23 protein-coding genes, 5 tRNA genes, 1 other RNA gene and 4 pseudogenes are annotated in these 26,439 nt (G+C 68.7%); 19 read left to right on the top strand and 14 right to left on the bottom strand.

All coding sequences use genetic code 11. The features are described from left to right. Positions 1 to 90 precede the first annotated feature (90 nt). The 6 genes and pseudogenes from clpX (at position 91) to FU658_RS02090 (ending at position 6,763) form a co-directional block, all read left to right on the top strand. Positions 91 to 1,374: an ATP-dependent Clp protease ATP-binding subunit ClpX gene (clpX, locus tag FU658_RS02115; protein ID WP_147890573.1), complete on the top strand. Its 1,284-nt coding sequence runs from the start codon at positions 91 to 93 to the stop codon at positions 1,372 to 1,374. Between the two features lie 188 nt (positions 1,375 to 1,562). Next, positions 1,563 to 3,962 (top strand): annotated as a pseudogene (gene lon / locus FU658_RS02110) (endopeptidase La); the annotation flags it as partial. A gap of 296 nt (positions 3,963 to 4,258) precedes the next feature. Next, positions 4,259 to 4,531, top strand: coding sequence for an HU family DNA-binding protein (locus tag FU658_RS02105; RefSeq protein WP_147890572.1), 273 nt, complete (start codon positions 4,259 to 4,261; stop codon positions 4,529 to 4,531). A gap of 16 nt (positions 4,532 to 4,547) precedes the next feature. Continuing rightward, positions 4,548 to 4,622: transfer RNA gene (locus FU658_RS02100), tRNA-Val, on the top strand. Between the two features lie 15 nt (positions 4,623 to 4,637). Then, positions 4,638 to 4,714: transfer RNA gene (locus FU658_RS02095), tRNA-Asp, on the top strand. Positions 4,715 to 4,804: 90 nt separating this feature from the next. Further along, positions 4,805 to 6,763 carry a SurA N-terminal domain-containing protein gene (locus FU658_RS02090; RefSeq protein ID WP_147890571.1) on the top strand — a complete coding sequence of 653 codons (1,959 nt, stop codon included), beginning with the start codon at positions 4,805 to 4,807 and terminating at the stop codon, positions 6,761 to 6,763. A gap of 91 nt (positions 6,764 to 6,854) precedes the next feature. Here the strand turns inward: FU658_RS02090 and FU658_RS02085 are convergent, their stop codons facing one another. The 3 genes and pseudogenes from FU658_RS02085 to gloB all read right to left on the bottom strand — a co-directional run bounded on the left by FU658_RS02085 (position 6,855) and on the right by gloB (position 9,755). Then, a complete protein-coding gene (locus FU658_RS02085) occupies positions 6,855 to 7,649 on the bottom strand; it encodes an enoyl-ACP reductase FabI (RefSeq protein ID WP_147890570.1) in 795 nt (264 codons plus the stop codon). 80 nt (positions 7,650 to 7,729) lie between these two features. Next, positions 7,730 to 8,992 (bottom strand): transglycosylase SLT domain-containing protein, encoded by a 1,263-nt coding sequence (locus FU658_RS02080; protein WP_147890569.1) that lies wholly within the window; start codon positions 8,990 to 8,992, stop codon positions 7,730 to 7,732. Further along, a pseudogene (gene gloB, locus FU658_RS02075) lies at positions 8,989 to 9,755 on the bottom strand (hydroxyacylglutathione hydrolase). Before gloB ends, FU658_RS02080 begins: the two are co-directional and overlap by 4 nt. A gap of 130 nt (positions 9,756 to 9,885) precedes the next feature. Between gloB and FU658_RS02070 the strand changes: the two are divergent. Genes FU658_RS02070 through dnaQ form a run of 3 tightly spaced genes read left to right on the top strand, consistent with a single transcriptional unit; the run spans position 9,886 to position 11,678 of the window. Continuing rightward, complete coding sequence (locus FU658_RS02070; protein ID WP_187265864.1) at positions 9,886 to 10,491, top strand: methyltransferase domain-containing protein; 606 nt, start codon at positions 9,886 to 9,888, stop codon at positions 10,489 to 10,491. Positions 10,492 to 10,507: 16 nt separating this feature from the next. Then, complete coding sequence (rnhA, locus tag FU658_RS02065) at positions 10,508 to 10,966, top strand: ribonuclease HI (protein WP_147890567.1); 459 nt, start codon at positions 10,508 to 10,510, stop codon at positions 10,964 to 10,966. A 1-nt stretch (position 10,967) separates the two neighbouring features. Further along, positions 10,968 to 11,678 (top strand): DNA polymerase III subunit epsilon, encoded by a 711-nt coding sequence (gene dnaQ / locus FU658_RS02060; RefSeq protein ID WP_147890566.1) that lies wholly within the window; start codon positions 10,968 to 10,970, stop codon positions 11,676 to 11,678. On the opposite strand, the gene FU658_RS02055 is transcribed toward dnaQ, so the two are convergent. Then, entirely contained in the window at positions 11,679 to 12,380 is a 702-nt protein-coding gene (locus FU658_RS02055) for a PP2C family protein-serine/threonine phosphatase (protein WP_147890565.1), read from the bottom strand. A 163-nt stretch (positions 12,381 to 12,543) separates the two neighbouring features. Then, positions 12,544 to 12,633, bottom strand: a tRNA-Ser gene (locus tag FU658_RS02050). Between the two features lie 72 nt (positions 12,634 to 12,705). Between FU658_RS02050 and FU658_RS02045 the strand changes: the two are divergent. Further along, positions 12,706 to 13,112, top strand: a pseudogene (locus FU658_RS02045) (DUF6165 family protein). Here the strand turns inward: FU658_RS02045 and FU658_RS02040 are convergent. Further along, positions 13,088 to 14,137, bottom strand: coding sequence for a glycosyltransferase family 9 protein (locus tag FU658_RS02040; protein WP_255505348.1), 1,050 nt, complete (start codon positions 14,135 to 14,137; stop codon positions 13,088 to 13,090). The pseudogene FU658_RS02045 and the gene FU658_RS02040 sit on opposite strands and share 25 nt — an antisense overlap. A gap of 51 nt (positions 14,138 to 14,188) precedes the next feature. Here FU658_RS02040 and FU658_RS02035 point away from each other — a divergent pair, with 51 nt between their 5' ends. The 3 genes from FU658_RS02035 to moaC are packed head-to-tail and all read left to right on the top strand — an operon-like array spanning position 14,189 to position 16,231. Further along, the gene (locus FU658_RS02035) at positions 14,189 to 14,947 is read left to right on the top strand and encodes a 3-deoxy-D-manno-octulosonic acid kinase (RefSeq protein WP_147890564.1); all 759 of its coding nucleotides are present in this window, start codon (positions 14,189 to 14,191) and stop codon (positions 14,945 to 14,947) included. Further along, complete coding sequence (locus FU658_RS02030) at positions 14,947 to 15,708, top strand: MBL fold metallo-hydrolase (protein ID WP_147890563.1); 762 nt, start codon at positions 14,947 to 14,949, stop codon at positions 15,706 to 15,708. The genes FU658_RS02035 and FU658_RS02030 overlap by 1 nt, the downstream gene beginning before the upstream one ends. 22 nt (positions 15,709 to 15,730) lie before the next feature. Next, entirely contained in the window at positions 15,731 to 16,231 is a 501-nt protein-coding gene (gene moaC, locus FU658_RS02025; RefSeq protein ID WP_255505346.1) for a cyclic pyranopterin monophosphate synthase MoaC, read from the top strand. 83 nt (positions 16,232 to 16,314) lie between these two features. Here moaC and FU658_RS02020 read toward each other — a convergent pair. From FU658_RS02020 to FU658_RS02010, 3 genes are all read right to left on the bottom strand, one after another. Further along, positions 16,315 to 16,391, bottom strand: a tRNA-Asp gene (locus tag FU658_RS02020). Positions 16,392 to 16,450: 59 nt separating this feature from the next. Then, positions 16,451 to 16,547, bottom strand: an RNA gene (gene ffs / locus FU658_RS02015) — signal recognition particle sRNA small type. 64 nt (positions 16,548 to 16,611) lie between these two features. Then, positions 16,612 to 16,704, bottom strand: a tRNA-Ser gene (locus FU658_RS02010). 174 nt (positions 16,705 to 16,878) lie between these two features. On the opposite strand from FU658_RS02010, the gene dnaX reads away from it, so the two are divergent. From dnaX to FU658_RS01990, 4 genes are read left to right on the top strand one after another with little or no spacing between them, the layout of a single operon-like run. Further along, positions 16,879 to 18,651 carry a DNA polymerase III subunit gamma/tau gene (gene dnaX, locus FU658_RS02005; RefSeq protein WP_147890562.1) on the top strand — a complete coding sequence of 591 codons (1,773 nt, stop codon included), beginning with the start codon at positions 16,879 to 16,881 and terminating at the stop codon, positions 18,649 to 18,651. Between the two features lie 6 nt (positions 18,652 to 18,657). Next, complete coding sequence (locus FU658_RS02000) at positions 18,658 to 18,984, top strand: YbaB/EbfC family nucleoid-associated protein (protein ID WP_187265863.1); 327 nt, start codon at positions 18,658 to 18,660, stop codon at positions 18,982 to 18,984. A 28-nt stretch (positions 18,985 to 19,012) separates the two neighbouring features. Next, the gene (gene recR / locus FU658_RS01995; protein WP_147890560.1) at positions 19,013 to 19,615 is read left to right on the top strand and encodes a recombination mediator RecR; all 603 of its coding nucleotides are present in this window, start codon (positions 19,013 to 19,015) and stop codon (positions 19,613 to 19,615) included. Positions 19,616 to 19,651: 36 nt separating this feature from the next. Next, the gene (locus tag FU658_RS01990; RefSeq protein WP_147890559.1) at positions 19,652 to 19,996 is read left to right on the top strand and encodes a histidine triad nucleotide-binding protein; all 345 of its coding nucleotides are present in this window, start codon (positions 19,652 to 19,654) and stop codon (positions 19,994 to 19,996) included. Between the two features lie 10 nt (positions 19,997 to 20,006). On the opposite strand, the pseudogene FU658_RS01985 reads toward FU658_RS01990, so the two are convergent. The 5 genes and pseudogenes from FU658_RS01985 to FU658_RS01965 all read right to left on the bottom strand — a co-directional run bounded on the left by FU658_RS01985 (position 20,007) and on the right by FU658_RS01965 (position 25,063). Continuing rightward, a pseudogene (locus FU658_RS01985) lies at positions 20,007 to 20,419 on the bottom strand (Slp family lipoprotein). Positions 20,420 to 20,467: 48 nt separating this feature from the next. Next, positions 20,468 to 22,471: a transglutaminase TgpA family protein gene (locus tag FU658_RS01980; RefSeq protein WP_147890558.1), complete on the bottom strand. Its 2,004-nt coding sequence runs from the start codon at positions 22,469 to 22,471 to the stop codon at positions 20,468 to 20,470. Continuing rightward, entirely contained in the window at positions 22,464 to 23,435 is a 972-nt protein-coding gene (locus FU658_RS01975) for a DUF58 domain-containing protein (protein ID WP_147890557.1), read from the bottom strand. The genes FU658_RS01980 and FU658_RS01975 overlap by 8 nt, the downstream gene beginning before the upstream one ends. Before the next feature lie 2 nt (positions 23,436 to 23,437). Further along, complete coding sequence (locus FU658_RS01970; RefSeq protein ID WP_147890556.1) at positions 23,438 to 24,391, bottom strand: AAA family ATPase; 954 nt, start codon at positions 24,389 to 24,391, stop codon at positions 23,438 to 23,440. An 81-nt stretch (positions 24,392 to 24,472) separates the two neighbouring features. After that, positions 24,473 to 25,063, bottom strand: coding sequence for a Maf family protein (locus tag FU658_RS01965; protein WP_147890729.1), 591 nt, complete (start codon positions 25,061 to 25,063; stop codon positions 24,473 to 24,475). 597 nt (positions 25,064 to 25,660) lie between these two features. On the opposite strand from FU658_RS01965, the gene FU658_RS01960 reads away from it, so the two are divergent. Further along, the gene (locus FU658_RS01960) at positions 25,661 to 26,173 is read left to right on the top strand and encodes a YceD family protein (protein WP_147890728.1); all 513 of its coding nucleotides are present in this window, start codon (positions 25,661 to 25,663) and stop codon (positions 26,171 to 26,173) included. A gap of 15 nt (positions 26,174 to 26,188) precedes the next feature. Next, positions 26,189 to 26,383, top strand: coding sequence for a 50S ribosomal protein L32 (gene rpmF / locus FU658_RS01955; protein WP_147890555.1), 195 nt, complete (start codon positions 26,189 to 26,191; stop codon positions 26,381 to 26,383). The last annotated feature ends 56 nt before the right edge of the window (positions 26,384 to 26,439 follow it).

Raw genomic sequence — 26,439 nt, 5'->3', positions numbered from 1 at the left:
TGCCGTCCCACCGTTCGTCGGTGGCGACCGGGCGCTCGCACGGGCTATGTTATTCTGCGATCCGACTGACTCCATTCAGGTTTCCATAGCATGACCGACGACCGCCAGGGCCGTTCCAGCGACAGCGGAAAGATCCTGTACTGCTCCTTCTGCGGGAAGAGCCAGCACGAGGTTCGCAAACTGATCGCGGGCCCGAGCGTGTTCATCTGCGATGAATGCGTGGAACTGTGCAACGACATCATCCGCGAGGAGCTCGAGGAGAAGGCGCAGGCCGCGCGCAGCCACCTGCCCAAGCCGCGCGAGATCCTCGACGTGCTCGACCAGTACGTCATCGGCCAGCCGCGCGCCAAGCGCACGCTTTCGGTGGCCGTGTACAACCACTACAAGCGCATCGAGAGCCGCCAGAGGAACGACGAGGTCGAGCTGGCGAAGTCGAACATCCTGCTGGTCGGTCCGACCGGCTCGGGCAAGACGCTGCTGGCCGAGACGCTGGCGCGACTGCTCAACGTGCCGTTCACGATCGCCGACGCGACGACGCTGACCGAGGCGGGCTACGTTGGCGAGGATGTCGAGAACATCATCCAGAAGCTGCTGCAGAAGTGCGACTACGACGTCGAGAAGGCGCAGCAGGGCATCGTGTACATCGACGAGATCGACAAGATCTCGCGCAAGTCCGAGAACCCGTCGATCACCCGCGACGTGTCGGGCGAGGGCGTGCAGCAGGCGTTGCTGAAGCTCATCGAGGGCACCGTGGCCTCGGTGCCGCCGCAGGGCGGCCGCAAGCACCCGCAGCAGGAGTTCCTGCAGGTCGACACCAAGAACATCCTGTTCATCTGCGGCGGCGCGTTCGCCGGGCTGGACAAGATCATCGCGCAGCGCAGCACGGACGCCAGCGGCATCGGCTTCAGCGCCAAGGTCAAGGCCAAGGACGCGAAGCTGGAGACCGGCAAGCTGCTGGCCGAGGTCGAGCCGGAGGACCTGATCAAGTTCGGGCTGATTCCCGAGTTCGTCGGTCGCCTTCCGGTGGTCGCCACGCTCGAGGAGCTCGACCAGGAAGCGCTGGTGAAGATCCTCACCGAACCCAGGAACGCGGTTACCAAGCAGTTCCGCAAGCTGTTCGAGATGGAGGACGTCGAGCTGGAGATCCGGCCCGACGCGCTGGCGGCGATCGCCCAGAAGGCGCTCAAGCGCAAGACCGGTGCCCGTGGCCTGCGCACGATCCTGGAGTCGGTGCTGCTCGACACGATGTTCGAGCTGCCGTCGCTGGAGAATGTCTCCAAGGTTGTCGTGGATGAATCGGTCATCAACAACCAGGCCGAGCCCTATCTGATCTACGAAAGCGCGCCGGCCCAGCCGAAGGCCGCCTCGGAGTAGCGTTCCGGGCTGCCAGGCGCGAAAGCCACGCGCAAGTCATTGATGCAAAAGAAACCCGGCCCGGTCTTCGCGCCGGGTTTCTTTTGCTTCTTGCAAGCTGTCGGCGCGGCCCCCATAACCTGAACCCATAGGGCCGGCGAGACTGCCGGCGTCAAGAGGTCCCGCGCTGGCGGCACCAGGAGAACAAGATGTCCGAGAACACTTCCACCCGCCTCGAACTGCCGGTCCTGCCGCTGCGCGATGTCGTGGTCTATCCGCACATGGTCATCCCGCTGTTCGTGGGTCGCGAGAAGTCGGTGCACGCGCTCGAGCAGGCGATGGAGTCCGACAAGCAGATCCTGCTGGTGGCCCAGACCAGCCCCGACGTCGACGATCCGGGCTCGAAGGACCTGTTCGAGTTCGGCACGCTGGCGCATGTCCTGCAGCTGCTCAAGCTTCCCGACGGCACGATCAAGGTCCTGGTCGAGGGTGTGTCGCGCGTGCGCATGCAGGGCTATTCCGAGAACGAAGGTGCCTTGACCGGCACCGCCGACGTGGTCGACTCCACGACCGCCGGCGAGCAGCGCGAGGTCGAGGTGACGATGCGCTCGCTGCTGTCGCTGTTCGAGCAGTACGTCAAGATGAACCGCAAGCTGCCGCCCGAGTTGCTGACCACGTTGTCGGGCATCGAGGAGCCGGGTCGCCTGGCCGACACGATCGCCGCGCACCTCGCGATCCGCCTGGCCGACAAGCAGAAGCTGCTCGAGACCATCGACATCGGCGCGCGCCTGGAGATGCTGATCGGCTTCGTCGACGGCGAGATCGACGTGCAGCAGCTCGAGAAGCGCATCCGCGGCCGGGTGAAGTCGCAGATGGAGAAGAGCCAGCGCGAGTACTACCTCAACGAGCAGATGAAGGCGATCCAGAAGGAGCTCGGTGAGCTCGATGACGTCCCCAACGAGCTCGAGGAACTGGCGAAGAAGGTCGCCGAGGCCGGCATGCCCAAGGACGTGGCGACCAAGGCCAAGGCCGAGCTCAACAAGCTCAAGCAGATGTCGCCGATGTCCGCCGAGGCCACGGTGGTGCGCAACTACATCGACTGGCTGGTCGGGGTGCCCTGGAAGAAGAAGTCCAAAGTGCGTCGCGACCTCAAGGCCGCCGAGGAGGTGCTCGACGCCGACCACTACGGCCTGGAGAAGGTCAAGGACCGAATCCTGGAATACCTGGCCGTGCAGGCGCGGGTGAAGCAGATGAAGGGGCCGATCCTGTGCCTGGTCGGGCCGCCGGGCGTGGGCAAGACCTCGCTGGGGCAGTCCATCGCGAAGGCCACCAACCGCAAGTTCATCCGCATGAGCCTGGGCGGAGTCCGCGACGAGGCCGAGATCCGCGGCCACCGTCGCACCTACATCGGTTCGATGCCGGGCCGCATCGTGCAGAACCTGTCCAAGGCCGGCACGAAGAATCCGCTGTTCATGCTCGACGAGATCGACAAGATGAGCATGGACTTCCGTGGCGACCCGTCCTCGGCATTGCTCGAAGTGCTCGATCCCGAGCAGAACAACACCTTCGCCGACCACTACCTCGAGGTCGACCTGGACCTCTCCGAGGTGATGTTCATCGCCACCTCGAACTCGCTCAACATCCCCGGGCCGCTGCTCGACCGCATGGAGGTCATCCGGATCCCCGGTTACACCGAGGACGAGAAGATCAACATCGCCACGCGCTACCTGCTCGCCAAGCAGCTCAAGGCGAACGGCCTGCGCGAGGAGGAGCTCGCCATCGCGGAGAGCGCGATCCGCGACATCATCCGCTACTACACCCGCGAGTCGGGCGTGCGTGGGCTGGAGCGCGAGATCGCCAAGATCTGCCGCAAGGTGGTCAAGGAAATCGCACTGGCCGGCCCGCAGCCGGAGAAGAAGTCCGCCAAGCGCAAGCCGCTGGCGGTGACGTCCAAGAACCTCGACAAGTACCTGGGCGTGCGCCGCTTCGACTTCGGCCGCGCCGAGCAGGCCAACGAGATCGGCCTGGTCACCGGCCTGGCGTGGACCGAGGTGGGTGGCGAGCTGCTGCAGATCGAAGCCACTCCGGTCCCGGGCAAGGGCCTGCTGACCCTGACCGGCAAGCTGGGAGACGTGATGCAGGAGTCGGTCAAGGCGGCCTTGAGCGTGGTGCGCGCGCGCGCGGACGTGCTGGGCCTGCCCGAGGACTTCCATCAGAAGCTCGACCTGCACGTGCACGTGCCCGAGGGCGCCACGCCGAAGGACGGCCCGAGTGCCGGCATCGGCATGGTCACCGCGCTGGTCTCGGCGCTGGCGAAGGTGCCGGTGCGCGCCGACGTGGCGATGACCGGCGAGATCACGCTGCGCGGCCGGGTGCTGCCGATCGGCGGGCTGAAGGAAAAGTTGCTCGCCGCGCTGCGCGGGGGCATCACCACGGTGATCATCCCGGAGGAGAACGAGAAGGACCTCGCGGACATTCCGAAGAACGTCACCCGCGACCTGAAGATCATTCCGGTCAAGTGGATAGACCAGGTGCTTGACGTGGCGCTGGAGCGTCCGCTGACGCCGCGGGCCCGTCGTCCGACGGCGAAGACAGCACGGGATCGAAGTCCAAGGGGCGTCAGGGCGGCAAGGAAGTCCGGCCCCATTGAGGCCGGATCCTCGCGGGTCGTGCCGGGGCTTGACAAGCGCGTTGCGGTTGGATGGGCTGAAACCCGCGAAATTCCTAGCGTTCCGGGGAATTTTCGTGTTGCACGCCCTGAGGGGCACTGGTATAAAACGTGGGCACCGCGGTGTTGGTGGCGACACCACACCGCGGCCTAGGTCGATCGGACGAACCGCCGGGTAAGGCACAGGGGGGAGTCCGGTTGGTTACGATCGCGGGGAATCCGCTCAGGGAGTCAATAATGAACAAAGCCGAATTTGTTGCTGCGGTGGCCGATACCGCCGAGCTGTCCAAGACCGACGCCGGCAATGCCGTCGACGCAGTGGTCGAAGTCATCAAGAAGGCCCTGAAGAAGGGCGACACCGTCACCCTCGTGGGCTTTGGCACCTTCCAGGTTCGCAAGCGCGCCGCGCGCACCGGTCGCAACCCGCGCACCGGCGAGAACATCAAGATCAAGGCCTCGAAGGTTCCGGGCTTCAAGGCTGGCAAAGCCCTCAAGGATGCCGTAAACTAAGCGGCTCGCACGTAAGGGGTGCTTAGCTCAGTGGTAGAGCGTCGCCCTTACAAGGCGAGGGTCGGGGGTTCGAAACCCTCAGCACCCACCAAAAAGTTCAAAGCGCGGAGTGGTAGTTCAGTCGGTTAGAATACCGGCCTGTCACGCCGGGGGTCGCGGGTTCGAGTCCCGTCCACTCCGCCACTATCCAGAGGGCGCCCGACAAAGGCGCCCTCTTTTTTTGTCCACCAGCCCGGTCGCTGCCGGGCCTCGCACCGACGGGCCTAGACAACCATGCTCCTGAAACTGCGCGACAAAGTGACCGGCGGCAAAGTGGCCGTCGTCATCGTGGTGCTGCTTGCGATTCCGTTCGCATTCTTCGGCATCGGCAACTACTTCAGTGCCACGGTCGATACCAACGTGGCCCGCATCCAGCTGCCCGGCAAGTGGTACAGCGTGGGTCCGATCGGCCGGGAAACGCGCGAGATCAGCGAGCAGGCCTACCGGAGCCGACTCGACCAGGCCCGCATCCAGATGCGCCAGGTCATGGGCGAGGAATACGACGGGTCGATGTTCGAAGACCCGGCGGTTCGTCGGCAACTGCTCGACCAGATGATCGAGGAAGAACTGCTGGTGATCGCTGCGCAGCGAGACGGCCTGGTCATTTCCGACGCCCAGGTGGCCGCGGAGATCCGCGCGATCCCGGCCTTCCAGGTGGAGGGGCAATTCGACCCGGACCGCTATCGCCAGGTCCTGAGCACGCAGCAGCCTCCGCTCTCGCCCGGCCAGTTCGATGCGCGCCTGCGCGCGGAGATGATGCGCCAGTTGATTCCCTCCGAGATCGGCGAGACCGCGTTCGCGACCGATGCCGAGGTGGATGTCCTGCTGCGGCTGCGTGACCAGCGCCGCGACTTCAGCTACCTCGCCATCCAGGCTCCCGAGCTCGAAGTGGCCGAGCTCGAGGCAAGCGAGGTCGAGTCCTGGTTCGAGCGCAACCAGGACCGGTACCGCACCGACGAGACCGTGGCGATCGAATACCTGGAGGTCCGGGGCAGCGAGCTGACGGTGCCCACGACGATTTCCGAGGACACCCTGCGCCAGCGCTTCGAGGAGCAGCGGATGCGCTATGGCACCGAGGAGCAGCGCCTCACCTCGCACATCCTTCTGGCGGTGGACCCGTCGGCGGACGACGCGGAGTGGCAGGCCGCGCGTGAGCGGGCGGATGCGCTCAAGGCCGAGCTCGAGGCCGGAGCGGAGTTCGAAGCCGTGGCGAGCGAGCATTCCGACGACAGCGGTTCGGCCGACACGGGCGGTGACCTTGGCTGGATCGAACGCGGCACGTTCGGGAGTGAATTCGACGAAGGCCTGTTCGCGGCATCCGAAGGCGAGGTGGCCGGGCCGATCCGCACGATCGACGGCTACCACCTGGTACTGGTGCGCGAGATCCGCGAGGGCGAGAGCGTGGCCTTCGAGGACGTGCGCGACGAAATCGAGGCGGAGGTGTTGTCGGGCGAGCGCGAGCGCATGTTCAGCGACCGCGCCGGCCGCTTGATGGACCTGGTCTACCGGGATGGCACCTCCCTGGCGCCGGCAGCCGACGAGATGGGCCTGGAAATCCAGCGCACCGGTCATTTCGGGCGCGACGGCGGCGACGGCATCACCTCGCATCCGGAAGTGCTGCGAAACGCCTTCGCTTCCCAGATGCTGGCCGGCGACGAGGTCAGCGGTGCGATCGAGATCGCGCCCGACCACATGGTCGTCATCCAGGTGGCCGAGCATCGTCCGTCCGAGCCGCGGCCGCTGGCCGAGGTCCGCGAGGAGGTCGAGCAGACGATCCGGGCCGAGCGCGCTGCTGCGGCGGCCCAGGAAGCGGCCGACGCGCTGCTGGCCGCGGCCCGCGACGGCGCGGCGCTCGAGGACCTTGCCGGGCAGGCGGGCAACGAGGCCCAGCGCCGCGAGGACGTGGCCCGCACGGGTGCAGGCATCGATCGCACGATCGTGGAAACGGTGTTCTCCATGCCGCGTCCGCAGGAGGGCGAGCGATCGCTGACGCTGGCACGGCTCGGCCAACGCGACTTCGCACTCGTCGAGTTGCATGCCGTTTCCCGGGGCGATGACCTGGTGATCGATCCCGCCGAGCGTGCCCAGTTGCGGATGCAGCTGGGTCGTGCCCGGGCCGATATCGAGGCGCGGGCCTTCGTCGACGCACTGCGCCAGCAGTACCCGGTCGAGGTGGTTGAAAGCCGCCTGTGACGCACAGGTCGCAGCGATGAAAAAGCCCGGCGGATGCCGGGCTTTTTTTCTGGGTATCGCGGCGCCTGTCGAGGCACCGCATCGGGCCCGCTCAGTCGACGTCGATGCCGGTCATCCCGAGGATGCTGTACCCGCAGTCGACGTAGGTCACCTCGCCGGTGACGCCGGCGGCCAGGTCGGAACACAGGAACGCACCGACATTGCCGACGTCATCGATCGTCACGTTGCGACGCAGCGGGGCGTACTGCTCCACGTGCGAAAGCATCTTGCGCAGGCTGCCCACGCCTGACGCGGCCAGGGTCTTGATCGGACCCGCCGAAATCGCGTTCACCCGGGTGCCCTCGGGTCCGAGGTTCATGGCCAGGTAGCGCACCGAGGACTCCAATGCGGCCTTGGCGACGCCCATCACGTTGTAGTTCGCCAGCGCGCGCTCCGCCCCGAGGTAGGACAGCGTCAGGATCGAGCCCTTTCGGCCCTGCATCATCGGCCGCGCGGCCTTGGCCAGCGCGGCGAGGCTGTACACGGAGACGTCATGCGCGATCTGGAAGTTCTCCCGGGTGAGGTTGTCCAGGAAACCGCCTTCCAGCGTCTCGCGCGGGGCGAAGCCGACCGAGTGCACGAGGATGTCGAAGCCGTCGCTCCAGCGCTCTCCCAGGGCCTTGAAGACGGCATCGATCTGCGCATCCTCGGCCACGTCGAGCGGCAGCACGATGTCGGAGCCGCAGTCTGCGGCACAGGCTTCGACACGCGACTTGAGCTTGTCGGTCTGATAGGTGAAGGCCAGTTCCGCGCCTTGCCGGTGCATCGCCTCGGCGATGCCGCTGGCAATCGAGCGCTGGCTGGCGACGCCGACGATGAGCGCCCGCTTGCCCTGAAGAAAACCCATGTTGCCTCCCGAATGGTGTGCTGAGGTGCCGGGGCCGGCGGTGGCCGTGCCCAACAGCGTGAAGTTTGACGCCTGCGCGCTCAGGGTTCCAGTTTCAGCACCTGCCCGGGGCGGATGATGGACTGGGCGGAGAGTCCGTTGAGGCTGAGCAGGCGGGCCAGGGCGAGTCCGTGGCGCCTGGCGATCACCGAGAGCGTATCTCCGGGCCGGACGGTGTAGCGGCCACCGGCTGCGGCCACCGTCGCGGAGGGCACGCTGCTGGGCGCAGGAACGGCCTGCGCCGCATGCTCGGCCAGGAGTCCCGGCAGTTCGGGTCGCCCGTGCGCAGCCTGCATCGGCAGCAGGAGGCGCTGCGGTGAGCGCGCGTCGATGCGCCCGTTGCGGTATCCGCCATTGAGCATGCGCACGGTGGCTTCGTCGAGGTCGAGCACGCGAGCTACCGTGTCGAGTCGGCCACTGAACTCCTCGACATCGACCACCGCCAGACGTTCCACCATCAGTGAATCAGGCAGCGGGATGCGTCGCTGGCCGGGGCCCGCGAGCAGGCAGGAGAGCGCCTTGATCTTGCTGATGTATTCGTACGTCGTACTGGCGAGGCCGGTCGGCTGGCGGGATTCGCCGGAGGCCACCAGTTCGCTGCCATGGCTGCGGATGGCCTGGGCGATGCGGAACTCGCCGGCGTTGTAGGCCATTGCCGCCAGTCGCCAGTCGCCGAAGCGCTCGTGCAGGTCGGCCAGGTGGTCGAGCGCGGCGTGGGTCGCGTCGAGCGGCGAGAATCGCCCGTCGTAGCCTTCGGTGATGAGGATGCCGTTGCCGCGCGCGGTGGCCGGGATCATCTGCCACATGCCCGCCGGGCCACCGCTTGCCACCGCCTCGGGGCGGTACCAGCTCTCCACGATCGGGATGAAGGCGAACTCGCCGGGCAGTTCGCGCGCCTCGATTTCCTCCAGGACGAAGGCGAGCAAGGGCAGGACGCCCTCGATCTGGGTGGCGAAACGCGCCGGGCTGCCGGCGTAGCGGCGCTGCCAGTGCCGCGCGCGCTCGCCGCCGTCGCAGGTGTCGTCGTCGAGCTGCTGGCGCAGGCGTGCCATGACGTCCGTCGCCGCGACGACGAGCGGCTCCGGGGCCGGGGCGGCCGGGCGTGGCGTCGCACGTCGCCGTCGCGGCTTGCGTTCGCCCTCGGCCACGCGGGTGTCCGCTTCGGCGGCCCGGGGAGGTGCCTGGGTTTCCTGCGGGAGCGTTGGTGCCACGGGGCCTGCGGTCTGGCAGCCCGCGGTGAGCAGGGCCAGCAGCGTACCGGCGAGCAGTGTCCGCCAGGCCCGGGTCCGATGCGTCGTGCTCATGCCCTGAAGTCGTCCTTCCAGGCGCGCAGCGCGCGAATGCATCCAGGCGGTCTTCCACGTCGTTGCCGTCGCGCTGGGCCAGGCGTTGCCGGATCTGCGGACGGTCGGCGTTGAGGAACGGATTCGCGGCGCATTCGCTGGCCAGTGTCGAGGGAAGGGAGGGTTGGCCGCGCCCGCGCTGCCGGGTGGCTTCGGCGATACGCGCGTCGAGGGCCGCATTGCCGTGGTCGACCGTCTTCGCGAAGCGCGCGTTGTCGAGGGTGTACTCGTGGCCACAGCACACGCGATATTCCCCGGGCAGTGCAGCGATGCGATCGAGCGAATCGAGCATCTGTGCGGGCGTGCCCTCGAAGAGTCGACCGCAGCCCAGCGAGAACAGCGTGTCGCCGCAGAACAGGTGGCCGTGGCCGTGGAACACCACATGGCTGAGCGTATGGCCGGGCGTGGCCATGACGTCGAAACCCAGTCCGAGCTCGGGTATCTCCACCCGGTCTCCTTCACCGACGCGTTCGTCGGCGTGGGGAATGCGCGGATCCTCGGGTGCATAGCAGCGCAGTGGCCACCTTTCGCGGATCCCGTCCGCACCACCGATATGGTCGGGGTGGTGGTGGGTCAGCAGCATCGCCACCGGAGTGATGCCCTTGGAGGCCAGGTCGCATACCGGTGCCGCCTCGCCGGGATCCACGACCAGGGCCCGGCCCCGCTCGTCGACGAGCAGCCAGATGTAGTTGTCGGACAGTGCCGGCAGGGCATGGAGGGTCAGGGGCATGGAAGGCTTGTTTTGCGGGGCGGGGTTTTCCCGCACAATCCCCAACATGCCCGCCAGCGCTTCCGCCCGTCAACTCGAGCATTCCGCCTGCCCCTGGTTTCGTAAGCCAGCTGTTCAGCAAGTGGTGCGTGAGGAGATGCGCCAGGCGGCTCCGGAACTCGAGGGTGCCTTCGGCCGCCGGGGGTTGCTGGTGCGGGGCTGCCAACCGCTCCCCGGTGAGTTGCAGGGGCATCGCCTGCACACGCTGCACGATACCTGGCTGGGCCCGGAGGGCCTGGAGGGAGAGTTCCGAGCCGACGAATCGCGACTGCCGGTGTGCTCGGCGAGCATGAGCCTGGTGTTCTCGCTGCACGCGCTGGAGTGCGCGCGTGATCCAGCCGGCCTGGTCGCCGAATGCGCGCGCACGCTCGAACCCGACGGCACGATGCTGGTGCTTGCGCTGAACCCGTTCAGTCCATTCCATCTGCGCTGGGCGCGGCAGGGCCTGCAGGCGTTCAGTGGTGCGCAGGTTTCGCGAATGCTGCGTTCCGCGGGCCTGGAGGTTCACGCCTGCCGTCCGGTTGGCGTATGGTGGCGGGCCCGCGACGCCTTGGCCGACACCCGCACGCCCCGATTGCCGATGCTGCGTTCCTCGAACCTGCTGCTCGCGCGGCGCCGCGAGCACGGCCTGACGCCACTGCGCCTGCGGCGTCGACCCGTGCCGCTGGGTGCGAGCGCCAGCCCCGGATGAAACGGAACCCGAACCAGTGAAATCCATCGAGATCCATACCGACGGCGCGTGCCTGGGCAATCCCGGTCCTGGGGGCTGGGCGGCGCTGTTGCGCTTCAACGGCCGCGAGCGCGAGCTGGTCGGCGGCGAGTTGGACACGACCAACAACCGCATGGAGATGATGGCGGCGATCCAGGGCCTGGAATCTTTGAAGGAGCCGTGCAGCGTCAAGCTGTTCACCGACTCCCAGTACGTGCAGAAGGGCTTCGTCGAGTGGCTGCCCGGGTGGGTGCGTCGCGGCTGGAAAACCTCCGGCGGCGAGCCGGTGAAGAACCAGGACCTGTGGCAACGCCTGCAACGCGCCGCGCAGCCGCACCAGGTGCAGTGGCAGTGGGTCAAGGGCCATTCCGGCGACCCGGACAACGAGCGCGTGGACGAGCTGGCGCGCACAGCGGCCGAGCAGTTGCGCGATGCGCCCGGCGTCGGGGTGCGCTGACATGCGGCAGATCGTGCTGGATACCGAAACCACCGGGCTGTCCTGGGAGAAGGGCAACCGGGTGGTGGAGATCGGTTGCCTGGAGATGCTGGAGCGCCGGCCCACCGGGCGGCATTTCCACTACTACCTCAACCCCGACCGCGACATGGAGCCGGGGGCGGAGGAGGTGACCGGCCTGACCCGCGAGTTCCTTTCGGACAAGCCCCGCTTTCCGGAGATCGCCCGGGAATTCCTGGAGTTCATCGAGGGGTCGGAGCTGGTCATCCACAACGCGGTGTTCGACGTCGGCTTCCTCGACTACGAACTCTCGCTGCTGGGCCCCCAGTGGGGGCGGGTGACCGACCGGGCGATGGTGCTGGACTCCCTGGCGATGGCGCGCGAGCGCTTCCCCGGCCAGCGCAACAGCCTTGACGCCCTGTGCCGCCGCCTCGGCGTCGACAACGCGCACCGCAAGCTGCACGGGGCCCTGCTCGACGCCGAGCTGTTGGCCGAGGTCTACCTGGCGCTGACTTCCGGCCAGAGCGAACTCGGATTCGATGCTGGCGCCGACGAGGCCGCCAGCCCCGTGTTCATCGACCTCGAGGTCCCGCAGGTGGCGGGGAAGGTGTTGCGCGCCGATACGACCGACATCGGGCGCCACCAGGAGCGACTGGCGTCGATCGCCAGGAAGGCCGGTGGCGAGGCGTTGTGGTCGACGCTGCAGCCGGACTGATCAGGACGCGCGCAGCAGTACGACGGTGATGTTGTCGCTGCCGCCGTGTTCGAGTGCCGCCATGACCAGGTGGTCCACGCATTCCTGGGCCGACAGGTCGGTGCGACCGACGATGCGGGCGATGTCGGCATCGCCGACTTCCTCGGTCAAGCCGTCGCTGCACAGCAACAGCTGCATGCCGGGCTCGAGCCGGCCGCTGATCGTCTCGACTTCCAGGTCGTCGGTGCCGGTGACGCCCAGTGCCTGGGTGACCACGTTGCGGTGCGGGTGGCTGCGCGCCTGTTCGGCGGTGATCGCCCCGCGCTCGACGAGTTCCTGCACGTAGCTGTGGTCCTGCGAGAGCTGGCACAGCTGGCCGTTCCAGACGTAGGCGCGGCTGTCGCCAACCCAGGCCACCTCGAAGCGGCGGTCGAGGATGCGCACGGCGGCCACGGTCGTACCCATGGGCAGTGCCTCGCGGCGCTGGCGGGAGTGGCGGATGATCTCTTCGTCGGCGCTGCGGATCGCCAGGTCGAGCGACTCGCCCCCGCGGACCTTTTCCACGATCACCTCACGCGCCAGCGCGCTGGCCACTTCCCCGAACTCATGGCCGCCCATGCCGTCGGCCACCAGCCACAGCCCCAGGTCGGCATTGGCGTAGTAGGTGTCCTCGTTGAGCTCTCGTCGCAGTCCCACGTGGCTGAGGTGGCCGAACTCGATCATGGGTATCCAGTCATGTGCGCCCGTTGGGCGCTGCTATCGGGGACAACGCAGGATGCCCATGATGCAGGTCGCGTGCCGGCCGCGGCAAGGACGAAGCGACGTCGGTCCGGGCCCGGCAGGCAGGCCAAAGCAAACGCCCCCGCGAGCGGGGGCGTTTGGGTGTTGGCGGAGAGGGTGGGATTCGAACCCACGGTGCCCGTTAAGGCACGCCTGATTTCGAGTCAGGTACATTCGACCACTCTGCCACCTCTCCGGGTCGAGCACGGCATAATACGGACTCGGCCGCGGCAGTTCAAGGCGGCGCAAGCATGGCTGGGAGCCCGAAGTGAGCGAAATTTCAGTACCGGTGTCGTTTGGCGAACTGCTCGACAAGATCGCCATCCTCCAGATCAAGTCAGAACGCATGTCCGACGAGGCCAAGCTGGCCAACGTGCGCCGTGAATTGCAGGCCCTGGAGCGCACCTGGATGGGCTCGGCGCCGCTTCGGTGGACATCGCCCGGCTGCGCGAAGGCCTCAAGGCGGTCAATGAGCGCCTGTGGGTCATCGAGGACGACATCCGCGTCAAGGAGAAGGCCCAGGCCTTCGACGAGGAGTTCATCCGCCTGGCGCGTTCGGTGTATTTCGAGAACGACGAGCGTGCCCGGATCAAGCGCGAGATCAACCAGGCGCTGGGTTCGACCTACGTCGAGGAGAAGTCCTACCAGGACTACGGCGCGGGCAAGGGTGCCTGAGTCGCGGCGAACGCGTCGAAGCGCTCGATGACTTCCTCGACTGCAATCAGGTCCATCGCGCCTTCGAACTCGACCCGCTTGCCCCAGCGCAGGGCGCTGCCGGGCTTGCCAAGGAAGCGTCGCGCGGCTGCGTCGTAGCGGTCGATGGTCCATTCCAGGCTGGAATAGGGCCCGCTGCGGGTCGGGTCGGTGCAGGCGTACAGCCCAAGCACCGGCGTCCCCACCGCGTTGGCGATGTGCACCGGCCCCGAATCCGGGGCCATGACGGCATCGGCGCGCTCGAGCAGCGCAATGAGCTGCTTGAGGGTGTCCCGGCCCACCAGGTCGAGCGCGGGCTGGGACATCGCGGCGAGGATCGCGTCGGTGGTGACGCGTTCGAGCTCGCTGCGGCCACCACAGATCGCCACGCTCCAGCCCCGGGACACGGCGTGGTCGGCGACCGCGGCATAGCGTTCGGCCGACCAGTTGCGCAGCCTGTGGCTCGAGCACGGCGACACCAGCAACCAGCGGCGGCCGGGGGCGAGGTGGCCGGCGGCCCATTCGCGCTCGGCGGCGGCCAGCGGCAGGTTCCACTCCACCCGGTCCTGGCGGACGCCGAGCGGTTCGCAGAAGCGGCCCAGCACGTCCAGCACGTGCTGGCCACCCGGGTCGATGCGTTCGTTGACCACCAGGCCGTGGCCTTCCTTGCTGCGGGCGCGGTCGTAGCCGATCCGCCGGCGCGCCCGGATGCCCGCGGCCAGCAGGTTCGCCCGGGCCGCCAGCTGCATCTGCAACAGGACGTCGAAGGGCTCCTTGCGCAGTTCCCGCCACAACGCGCGCATGCCGGAAAGGCCGCTGCGCTTGTCGTAGACCACGAACCGCACGTCCTCCAGGCCGGCGAGCAGCTTCGCCTCGCCCGGGCCGATGACCCAGGTCAGCCGACACCCGGGGAGTTGCCGCTGCAGCGTTCGCACCACGGGCACCACGTGGGTGGCGTCGCCCAGGGCGGAGAGGCGCAGCAGGCAGATCGATGGGGTCTGGCTCACGGTGCTCCGGGGTCTGGCCGACTTGGGCGACGGGGTTGCTAGACTGCCGTGATGCAAGTCCCCACAGGCCCAGCCAATGATGCGGTGACGGAGGAGAGGATCCGCGTCCAGGGCGCGGGTGGCGTCGGAGCGATTGTGTTCGACGCCGCGCGCCTGCCGCAAGCCGGGCCGGAACTGTTTTCGCCCAGCGGGCTCGGCGAACGGGCCCGTCCGGTCGCCGAGGGGGGGCGCGGCGCGGCCTGGTTCGTCGAGCTCGATGGGATCGATGGCGTGCTTCGCCACTACCGTCGCGGCGGAATGGCCGCGCGCGTGAGCCGGGAGCGCTACCTGTGGCGGGGCGAGGCGCGCACGCGCAGCATCGCCGAGTTCCGGCTGCTGGACTGGCTCCGACGCCAGGGCATGCCGGTTCCCCCGCCACTGGCCGCGATGTACCAGCGGCGTGGCCTGACCTACACCGCGGCACTGATCGTCGAGCGCATCCCCGGGGCGCGCAGCCTGGCGCAGCGCCTGCCGGACGGCGAAGGCCCACCGCCGTGGACACGCATCGGCGCGACGATCGCCCGCATGCACCGGCTTGGCGTGGATCACGCCGATCTCAATGCGCACAACATCCTGCTTGATCGCGAGGACCGGGTCTGGCTGATCGACTTCGATCGTGGCAGCCGGGACGGTTCCAGCGGTTTCGGCGAACGCAACCTGCGTCGCCTGCAACGGTCCCTGCGCAAGCTCGCACCGGACTCCCCGGGCGTCGAGGTGGGGTTTGCCAGCCTGCGCGAGGGGTATCTGGCTGCAATCGGACGGGAGGCTTGATGGACTGGAAGTTGCGCTTCCTCGGCGTCGGCAACGCCTCTGCGGTGGAACTGGGCTCGGCCTGCGCGGTCGTCGAGCGCGGGTCCTCGCCGCTGCTGATGATCGATTGTGGCCAGGAGGCGATGACCGCCTACCTGGAGGCCTACGGCGAGCCGCCCGGCGCCGTGTTCATCACCCATGTCCACCTCGACCACGTCGCGGGGATGGAGCGGCTGTTCGTCGACGCGTTCTTCGACGAGTCGCGGCGCGGGCGCATCCGCCTGTACGTGCCCGTCACGGTGCTGCCCCACCTGCAGGCGCGGGTGGCGGACTACCCCGGCGTCCTCGCCGAAGGTGGCGCGAATTTCTGGGACGCGTTCCAGCTGGTGCCGGTGCGCAGCGGCTTCTGGCATGAGCGCCACTGGTTCGAGGTCTTCCCGGTTCGCCATCACCAGCCGGAAACGGCCTGGGGCCTGCGTCTTCCTGGCAGCTTCGTGTACACCGGTGACACGCGGCCGATCCCCGAGGTGCTGGCGTACTATGCCGACGCCGGGGAATTCATCGCCCACGACTGCGCGCTGCACGGCAACCCCTCGCACTCCGGCATCGACGACCTGGAGCGCGAGTACAGTCCCGAACTGCTGGCCCGCCTGGCCCTCTACCACTACGCGTCCGCCGACGAGGCGCGCGTGCTGCGCGAGCGCGGCCACCGGGTGCTCGAGCCCGGCGAGGGCGTGGTGTTGCCACCGCCCCGCGACCCCAGGGCACCCCTTCCGAGTTGAGCCCACCAGCAGGAGTGATGGCGTGTCGAAGAAGAAGCAGGCGAAACCCGGACTCACCCACGTCGACGCCGAGGGCCGGCCGACGATGGTCGATGTGTCTGCCAAGGAGGTCACGGTGCGCGACGCGCGCGCGCAGTGCCAGGTGCGCTTCCCCGCCGACGTCGCGGCGGAGCTCAGGCGCCATGGCATGAGCACGAAGAAGGGCGCGGTGATCGATACCGCGATCATCGCCGGGACCATGGCGGTCAAGCGCACCTCGGAGCTGATCCCGTTCTGCCACCCGCTGCCGATCGATGGCTGCCGCATCGGCATCGACTGGAGTGGCGAGAACGTGCTGCTCGTGGAGTGCGACGTGCGCACCACCCACCGCACCGGCGTGGAGATGGAGGCCCTGACCGGGGCCACCGTGGCGGCGCTGACGATCTACGACATGTGCAAGGCGCTCAGCCACAAGCTGGTCATCGGTCCCGCGAGGCTGGCGGGCAAGCGCGGCGGAAAGCGCGATTTCGGCAGGGTCGATTGAGCGCCGGGTCGCCCGGCCACGTCCCGGGCACGAAAAGGCCGCGCAAAAAGAACAAGGGCGCCCAATGGGCGCCCTTGTGGTGTTGGCGGAGCGGACGGGACTCGAACCCGCGACCCCCGGCGTGACAGGCCGGTATTCTAACCAACTGAACTACCGCTCCAGAACTTTCCCCCGCGCTGCGGGGCGCGAGAGTATACCCAATTTGCAGCGGGGTGGTAGCCCCCGCCGGCGACCTCCGGCGCCCGAATCGGCCAATACCGTTGCTTCCTTCCGGACCTGGCGGAGTTTTCGGCTTATCGTCGCGGAGAACCGACGGGGACCACCATTGAAACCGCCCTTCGCACACCGTGTGGTGGCGCCGGGCAACAGGTGGAATCAGATGGCGGAGAGGGCGGGATTCGAACCCGCGAAACGGGGTTTAGCCGTTTACACACTTTCCAGGCGTGCTCCTTCAACCACTCGGACACCTCTCCGCTGGAACCTGATTTTCGCGCGTGGGCCGGGGCCCGCGTGCGCCTTTCCGGAACACGTCCGGTCAGGGGGCGCAAGGATACCCGCCACTGGCCCCGGCCACAAGCGAACGCGGTGTCGCTTGGCCCCGGCTGGGGGGCTTGGCACAATGAACCCCTATCCCGGAAGGCCTGCCCATGTCCTATCTCGTCCTCGCCCGCAAATGGCGTCCGAAGCGTTTCGCCGAGCTGGTGGGGCAGGAACACGTGGTGCGGGCGCTGAGCAACGCGCTCGAGACCGGCAAGGTCCACCATGCCTTCCTGTTCACCGGCACCCGCGGCGTGGGCAAGACCACGATCGCGCGGATCTTCGCCAAGAGCCTCAACTGCGAGCGGGGCACCGGCGCCGATCCGTGTGGTGAGTGCAGTGCCTGCGTGGACATCGACGCCGGCCGCTTCGTCGACCTGCTCGAGATCGATGCCGCCAGCCACACGGGCGTGGACAACATCCGCGAGTTGATCGACAACGCCCAGTACATGCCCTCGCGCGGCCGCATCAAGGTGTACCTCATCGACGAGGTTCACATGCTGTCCAAGCCGGCGTTCAACGCACTGCTCAAGACGCTCGAGGAGCCACCGGAGCATGTGAAGTTTCTGCTGGCCACCACCGACCCGGACAGGCTACCCGTCACGGTGCTCTCGCGTTGCCTCCAGTTCAACCTCAAGCGGCTCGAGGAGGAGCAGATCAGCGGCCAGATGCAGCGCATCCTGGAGGCCGAGGAGATCGCGGTCGAACCCGGCGCGCTGGTGCAGCTGGCGCATGCCGCCGATGGCAGCCTGCGCGACGGACTCTCGCTGCTCGACCAGGCCATCGCGTTTACCGGCGGGCGGCTGGAAACCGCGCTGGTGGCCGACATGCTGGGCACGGTCGACCGCGGCCAGGTCGGGGAGCTGGTCGCCGCACTGGCGGCCGCGGATGGGCCCAGGCTGATGGCGCAGGTGGAGGTCATGGCGGGTTTTTCACCGGACTTCGCGGCAGTGCTCGATGCGCTCGCGGCAGCACTGCACCGCATCCAGCTGCGACAGCTGGTGCCGGGCCTGGCCGACGCGCGGCTGGTCGGCATGGCCGACGAGGGCGAGGCCACGCTTGCCACGCAGGTGTCGGCCGAGCTGGTACAGCTGTGGTACCAGATGGCGCTCAACGCACGACGCGACCTGCCGGTGGCGCCCAGCGCCCGGGTCGGCTTCGAAATGGCCTTGCTGCGCATGCTGGCCTTCCAGCCGGCCGACGCGGCCGCTCCGCCACGCGCGACGGGCGGTGGGCGGGCGATGCCGGCCGGCCCGTCGCACGCTGCGGTCGCCGCCACCGTCGGAGGCGAGGGCCCCCCGCGCTCCCAGGCGGGGCAATCACACCCGGCGCGGCGCGACGCTGCCGCTGCGCCGGTCGCGGCTGCGACTCCGGCCTCCGCGCCCGCAGCCACGGCCGGTACGGTGCCAGGCGAGGCCAGCCGCGGGAAAGGCCCCGCCATGGGGCAGCCGCCCGCTCCGGTGGCGTCGGCGCGATGCGAGCCACGTCCGCTGGGCTCGTCCCAGGAATGGATCGACCTGGTGGCCGGCCTGACGTTGCGCGGCCCGGTGGCGATGTTGGCCGGGCATTCGGGCTTCGTGGCTTATTCTGGGGGGCAGTTGACGTTGTCGCTGCCGGCCCAGGACGAGCATCTGCGCAGTGAGAAGCTGGTCGCGCAGCTCGCACACGCGCTCGAGTCGCCGCTGGGGCAGCGCCCGGTGATCCGCCTGGAGACAGCCCGCGCCGCGGGCGGGGCGACGCTACACGAGCACAACCAGCGCGCCGCCCAGGCCAGGCAGGACGACGCCGAAGCCGGCTTCCTGGCCGACCCGGCCGTGGCGCAACTGATCCGCGAACACGGGGCCCGCGTGGTTCCGGACTCGATCCGACCCAACGAGGACTAGACCATGATGAAGGGACAGATTGCCGGCCTGATGCAGCAGGCCCAGAAGATGCAGGAGAACATGAAGCGCGCCCAGGAGGAGCTGGCGTCGCTGGAGGTGACCGGACAGGCCGGAGGTGGCCTGGTCAGCGTGACCCTGACCGGTCGCATGGAAGCGCGCAAGGTGCGCATCGACCCCTCGGCGCTGGCCGACCCGGAGATGGCCGAAGACCTCGTGGCGGCCGCGATCAACGACGCGGTCAACAAGGTCAACGACCTCAGCCAGGAGCACATGGCCAAGGCCACGGCAGGCATGCCGATGCCGCCGGGCATGAAGATGCCGGGCCTGTTCTGATGCCACGTGCCGCCCGGGCCGAGCCGCAATGAGCACGGCCCCGCTGCTCGAGCAGCTCATCGAGGCCTTGCGCTGCCTGCCCGGGGTGGGCCAGAAGAGCGCGCAGCGCATGGCCTACCAGCTGCTGGAGCGGGATCGCGACGGCGGCCGGCGGCTGGGAGTGGCGTTGGTCGCGGCGGTCGAGGGCGTCGGCCATTGCGAGCGCTGTCGCGATTTCAGCGAGCTGCCGGTGTGCCCGGTGTGCGCCAGCGCGAGTCGCGACACGCACCTGCTGTGCGCGGTCGAGTCGCCCGCCGACCGCTTGGCGATCGAGCAGGCGACCGGCTACCGGGGCCTGTATTTCGTGCTGCAGGGGCGACTGTCGCCGCTGGACGGCATCGGTCCGGCCGAGTTGGGCCTCGACCTGCTGGCACGTCGGTTGGCGGAAGGCGGCGTCGGCGAACTGATCATCGCCACCAATCCCACCGTGGAAGGCGAGGCGACGGCCCATTACCTGGCGCAGCTGGCCCGCGAAGCGGGGGTGCGGCCCAGCAGGCTGGCACACGGCCTGCCCCTGGGTGGCGAGCTGGAGTACATCGATCGAGGCACCCTGGCCCACGCGTTCGGCACCCGCCAGGAGGCGGGGAACTGACGCTGGCGACGTGTTCGCGAAGCATGGAGGAATCCGATGTCAAAGACCCTGTTCGACAAGATCATCAGCCGGGAAATCGCCGCCGACATCGTCCACGAGGACGAGCACGTGCTTGGCTTCCGCGACATCAATCCGCAGGCGCCGGTGCACGTGCTGTTCATCCCGAAGCGGCCGATAGCCACGCTCAACGACCTCACGCCCGACGACGCCGAGCTCACCGGCCGGCTGGTGCTGGCCGCAGCGGCATTCGCCAAGGCGCAGGGATTCGCCGAGGACGGTTACCGGACCGTGTTCAACTGCAACCGCGACGGCGGACAGAGCGTGCACCACATCCACCTGCACCTGCTGGCCGGTCGACGCCTGGCCTGGCCGCCGGGTTGAGCCCGCGGCCCTACCAGTACCAGGGGCGATAGCCGGGCGAGTAGATGATCGTGTCGCGGCGTTGGGGCCACAGGTAGATCCGGTCGGCGTCCACGCGCGGGTGCCGGTAGAGGTAGGCACCGATCTCGCGATCCACGCTGCCGTCGATCCGGCCGGTGACCGTCAGTTCGCGCCCCTCCACGAACACCGCCGGGTCGTAGAAGCCTTCGCGGCAGGCCAGGAACGGCCGGTGGTCTGGTCGGTATCCATGGGGCGCGCACTGTCGCCCATCGGGCGCCCCACCACCTGGAAGCAGGTGTGGTCCGCGGCAGGTTCCACCGCGGCGATCGTGCCGCCCCAGCGCACCATGGCGCCGGCGTGGCCTGGCGCGTCGACCGGATCGATCGCCAGGAACTCGCCACGCAGCGGCTGCGGGGCCGTCACGCAGCCGGCCAGCAGGGCAAGCAGGGGGCACGGCAGTCATCAGGCGCGTCATCGTCGATCTCCACGGGGGCGGGCGGGGCGGAACGCCGCGAGTTCACGCGCCAACTCGGCGCGCGAGGCGACATCCAGGGTTTCAGCATACCGGGCGTCCGAGAAACGCCGGCTGAGTGCGCGGATCGCTCCGGCGGAGTCGGGCAGGGCGGTGGCAGCCCGTTCGCCGAACGCCAGCGGGGCCTCGTGGGCGGCGCGCTCGACGCCGGCGCGCTTCAACCGGCGGGTGAAGCGCCGGTAGGCGGCCATCAACGCGTCGTCCTCGCGCTCGCGTTCCCTGAGCAACAACCACAGGGTGAGCAGCAGTGCGGCACCGGCACCCAGCACGAACAGCGCGCCGACCTGCCACTCCCGCGGGTTGTCGATGCCCAGGCGGCGCAGCATGAGCATCTGGCTCTCGGCGTTGAAGCCCAGCACGGCGTCGTTCCAGCCGCGGCGGACGTAGTCGGCCAGGTCCTGCAGGCCACGCAGGGGCCCGTCGCGCCGTCCCAGCGTACCGAGCCCGAGGCCGCCCTCGCCGGCGCCCCGGCCATAGCGCTCGAAGATCCGCGTGGGGTCGACGGCAGCCGTGGGATCGACCCGCAGCCAGCCTCTGTGCGGCAACCAGACTTCCGCCCAGGCATGGGCATCGGACTGCTGGATTCGCCAATGCTCGCCCATCGGGTTCAGGTAGCCACCGACATAACCGGTCACTACGCGGGCCGGAATGCCGGCCTCGCGCATCATGAACACGAATGCCGAACTGAAATGCTCGCAGAACCCCTCGCGGGTGTCGTACATGAACTCGTCGACGGAGTGTCGCCCCAGCGGGGGGGCGGCAAGCGTGTAGCTGAAGTCCCGGTTGAACCATTCCAGGCTGCGCTCGACCACGGCGATGTCGTCGAGGCCCTCGGCACGCCAACGGGCCATCTCCTGGCGGATGCGCGGATTGAAACCGTCCGGCAGACGCGTGGCTGCGGACCGTATGCGGTCCGGAAGGTCGACCTCGAAGCGCGCCGGGGCCACGGCCTCGAGACGGTACCTCACCAGCCGGTTCACCGGTCGCGATGCCATGGGCGTCAGGTCGCCCTCCAGCCGGGCGCCTTCCGGGGCGCTGGTCGGCAGGTCGAGGGCGAACATGAAGCGCCGTTCGGACGGCTCCATGGTCAATTCGTAGTCGTAGCGGCCATCGGCAGGTTCGACCTCCGGCAACGGCAGCATCGCCGTCCAGTTGGAACGCGTCCAGGTGCGGCCATTGAAGTCCCACAGAACCGGACCGCGCCAGTAGAGTTCCCGGCGCGAGGGCGTGTCGCCAAAGAAGCGCACGCGGAACGCGACGCTGTCGTCGGACATGACGTCGAGCCAGTCACCGGGTGACATTTCGCCGCTGATGCCGGGCCTGGCGATGGCGTTCTCCGGAACGCCCCACAGCGGGTTTGCCAGTCGCGGGAACAGCCAGAATCCCGCCAAGGCCAGCGGCAAGGCCAAGGCAAGCGCCAGGGCAGTGTCCGCCAGCCGCCGGGACCAGCGTCGCCGCCTCGACATGCCCGCTGCGTCCTCGGTCATTCGTGCGCTGGCCACCAGCATCGCGGCCACCGCCGGTACCGCCAGTAGCAGCGTCAAGGGGCCCTGGTCCTGGAGGAACGCGGCGAAGGTGGCGAACAGCGCGAAGCCGATCAGGGCCCGACCGTCGCGCACCCGGGAGCTCTCGCCGAGCTTCAGCACCAGCATCGTCAGCAGCAGCGCGCTGCCGGTGTCGCGGCCGAAACGGAATTCGTAGGCGGCCAGCACCAGCGCGCCGGCAGCCAGGGTCAAGGGCACCAGCACCCACGCCGGGACCGGTCGGCGGATGCTGGCCCAGGCCAGCACGGCGCCGAGCACGACCAGGCAGGCCCCAAGCCATGCCGGCATCAGGCGCAGCAGCGGCAGCGCAGCCAGTGCCGCCGCAAGCAGGCAGAACGTGCGGGCGTCTCCGCCCAGCGGCGTTCCTCGCGGCTGCCTGGGGAGCAGGACTTCAGCCATCGGGCATCAGCGCCAGGGCGCGCAGGCAGGCGTGGCGGTGCTCGGGTCCGTGGGATGGCCCGACCGAACGCGCCGGCAACAAAAGCAGGTAGCGGGTTCCGGCCCGCTCCGCCTCAAGCACCCAGCGGGTCAGTCGGCGGATGCGCGCCTCGACCGGCAGCCCCTCGAGCGCATGCCAGTCGAGCACCACTTCGCTGCCGCGGGTGCTCTCGTACTCGCGCACCAGCAGGCGGTCGTTGCGCGCAGAGCTCTTCCACGCGATCTGCCGCAGCGGGTCGCCCGGACGGTAGTCGCGCAGGTGGTGAAGCTCGCTGCCGAGGGGGTCGCGCCTGGACCGGCGCCCCTCGCCGGCATCGGCAGGAAGCGGGGGGGCGTGGGTTTCCGGGGCGGGGTAGACCAGCAGTCGCTGTTCGGGCCAGAACCAGCACCAGGCCACCGCCAGCCCCAGCGGATAACGGGTGGCCAGGCGCAGGCGTGGGACAGGCAGCCAGCCGCGACGGTGCGTGGGCAGGTCGAGGCAGGCCTCCTCGCGCTGGCCGGGACGCAGCTCGAATGCCGGCAGGCCCTCGAGCTGCAGCCCGGGACGCAGTCGCGAGCCCTCCGATTCGAACACGCAGCGAAGCCGCATGGTCGAGCCGGCGTGCACCGGCTCGGCATGCACTGCAGCCAGTGCCGTGCCGCTGATGTTGAGGTGCGCACGCACCAGGCTGTTGTGGATGGCGGCAGCGAGGACGAAGGCCAGCAGCAGCGCAGGATTGTTGTTGTAGTTGAGTGCACCCAGCAGCATCGCGCCCACGACCGCGGAAAAGAACAGGCCGAATCCGGACGGAAGCACGTAGACCCGGCGACGATCGATGCGGACGGGCAGCGGCTCGCGGGTGCGGGGCCGGGCAAGCAACTGGAGCCGGCCCCACAGCCGCTGCGACCGGCTCGGGGTGGCGACCGGCGTCGTGGCCTCGGCCACCTTCAATGCACCGCCACCGCCTTGAGGATCGTGCCGGCCAGCTCGACGCGGTCGCCGGCCTCCGCTTCCGGCACCAGCCGGTGGGCGGCAACTTCCGCGAACAGGGCCTGCACGTCCTCGGGCACCACATGCTCACGCTCCAGCAGCATGGCCCGCGCCTTGGAGGCACGCAGCAGCGCCAGGCCCGCTCGGGGCGACAGGCCGACCTGGACGCCGGGGTGCTTGCGGCTCTCCGCCAGCAGGCGCTGGATGTAGGACACCAGCGCATCGCTGGCCCGCACCTGCTCCACGGCCCGGCGCAGCGCCAGGACGTCCTCGGAAGACAGCACCGGCATGAGGTCGGCGATCAGGTGGCGCCGGTCCTCGCCGGCGAGCATCTCGCGCTCCGCATCGGCATCCGGGTAGCCCAGCCGCACCCGGAACAGGAAGCGGTCGAGCTGCGAGTCCGGCAGCGGGTAGGTGCCGGTGAGGTCGACCGGGTTCTGGGTCGCGATGACGAAAAAGGGTTGCGGAAGGGCGTGGGTCACGCCATCGACGCTGACCTGGTGCTCGGCCATCGCTTCGAGCAATGCGCTCTGGGTTCGCGGCGGCGCGCGGTTTATCTCGTCGGCAAGCAACATCTGGGTGAACAGCGGGCCGGGATGGAAGCGGAACTCGCCATGGGCCTGCTCGAACACCGAGACGCCGATGATGTCGCTGGGCAGCAGGTCGGAGGTGAACTGCATGCGCTGGAACTCCAGGCCCAACGTGACCGACAGGGCGCGCGCCAGCGTGGTCTTGCCCAGCCCCGGCAGGTCCTCGATCAGCAGGTGGCCACCCGCCAGCAGGCACGCGAACGCCAGTTCGATCTCCCTGGGCTTGCCCAGGACCATCGCGTTGACCTGGCCCATGGCCGCGCGCAGGCGTCGTTGCGTGGCTTCGCTGTCGTCGGTGCGGGAACGAAGGGTGGCTTCCATGGGCAGGTTCCGTTGCGGGGTCCGATGCGTCCCATGCTGCCATGATGTCGCCTGCGCGTGCCGTGAACGCACCCCGGGCGGTCAGGGCAGCTCCAGGCCCGCCGAGCGCAGCATCCTGGCCAAGGCGATGAGCGGCAGGCCGACCAGTGCCGTGGGGTCCCGGGATTCGATCGCCTCGAAAAGGGTGATGCCCAGGCCCTCGGCCTTGAAGCTGCCCGCGCAGTCGAGCGCCGGTTCCTGTGCCAGGTAACGCTCGATGACGTCCGCCGAAAGCGCCCGGAAGCGCACGCGGGTCAGGTCGCAGTGCGCCTGATGCAATCCGTCCGGCCCGAGCAGGCAGACGGCGGTGTGGAAGTCCACGACCTGCCCGGAACTCGCGGCCAGCTGCCCGCGCGCGGCCTCCAGCGTCATCGGCTTGCCCAGTATCCGGCCGGCACAGTCCGCCACCTGGTCGGAGCCGATGACCCAGGCGTCGGGCCTGGCGGCGTGCACCGCAGCCGCCTTGAGGTGGGCCAGCCGGCGCGCCAGCTCCCTGGGCGGCTCGTCCGGCAGCGGTGACTCGTCCACGTCGGGTGCTTCCGACTCGAAGGCGAGGCCCAGCCGCCCCAGCAGCCCGGCACGGTAGGCCGAGCCCGAGGCAAGCCACAGGCCACGGCCCTCCCGGGGAGTCATTTGGCGGGTCGGCGCAGTTCGGGGGGGTTCGCGCTCGGCGGCGGCCAGCGCGGCCTCCGTGGCTTCATCGAGCTCGGCGCCGGCACGGTCCAGGCGTGCAAGTTCGGTGCTGATGCGGTCGCGGGCCTGGTCCATCGCGATGCAGGCCGCGTCCAGCTCTTCCTGGCTGGCGCTGGCTCCGTGGCGCTGGATCCACAGGCGGTGCTGCAGGAGTTCCTTCAGCGCCTCCTCGACCTGGCGGTCGGGTCGCAGGGAGGCACGGGCCTGGGCGCCGATGTCGTCGGGCACGCGCTGCACCACCCCTTCCATGGCGCGCATCCGCTCGCGGGTCCGCGAGAGCAGCCGCTCCATCTCGTCGGCACCGGTCAGCAGGTGGGTCAGCGCGCTCTGGCGCAGCCGCACCTGGCGGTGCTTGAGCAGCACCACGACGGCCACCAGGGCCAGGACGACGAGTACAATGGCAAGGATATTCACACGCGGGTCGCAACAGGACGTTGATCCGCAGTCTGCCGTGGTGCGACCGGGGCGGCAAATGCCACGCGGCAGCCCGCCAATTCATTGACAATCGGCTCGATTTCACCGTATCCTTTCGCGCTTATGTCCGCGACCTTGCCCGAAGTACTCGACGCGAAGCGCATGATCGCCTCGCGGCGGATCTTCGAGGGCTCGCTGCCGCTGGCCTCGTTCGAGCGGCTGCAGCCTTTCCTCGACGATGCCGAGGGCGAGTGCCGCTACCGGCTGGAGTTCGATACCGACGCGTTGGGAATCCGCTACCTGGAGATCCGCGTGCAGGCTTCGCTGCCGCTGCGCTGCCAGCGCACGCTGCAGCGGTTCGAGTTTCTGGTCGACGCGGTGCAGAGGCTGGGCCTGATCAGCAACGAGGCCGACGAAGCGGGCCTGCCCGAGGGGTATGAGCCGCTGCTGGTCGACGCCGATGCGATGGTCCATCCGGCGCAGCTGGTCGAGGACGAATTGATTCTGGCGGTACCGGTGATTCCGGTGGCGCCGGGGACCGAAGCGGTGGTGCTTGACGTGCCGCCGAGCGCCGATGAAAAGGCGGCAGCAAATCCGTTCGCCGCGCTGTCGGCGCTCAAGAAAGACAAACAGTAAGCCGGAGAGACACCCATGGCAGTCCAGAAATCCCGCGTTTCCCCCTCCCGCCGTGGCATGCGCCGCGCGCACGATTCGCTCACCGCCAAGCAGCTGGCGACCGACCCGAAGACCGGCGAGACCCACATCCGCCATCACGTGACGGCCGACGGCTTCTACCGTGGTCGCCAGGTCATCGAGCCGAAGGTCGAGATCGTCGACGAAGAGTAAGCCCGGGCGCTTGCCCGGCAAGCGCGTGCCGGTGAACGGCCCGCGTTCCCCCAGTG

Source organism: Alkalisalibacterium limincola, from assembly GCF_008017755.1.
Lineage (GTDB): Bacteria > Pseudomonadota > Gammaproteobacteria > Xanthomonadales > Xanthomonadaceae > Alkalisalibacterium > Alkalisalibacterium limincola.
This window is presented reverse-complemented; position numbering and strand designations above follow the sequence as displayed.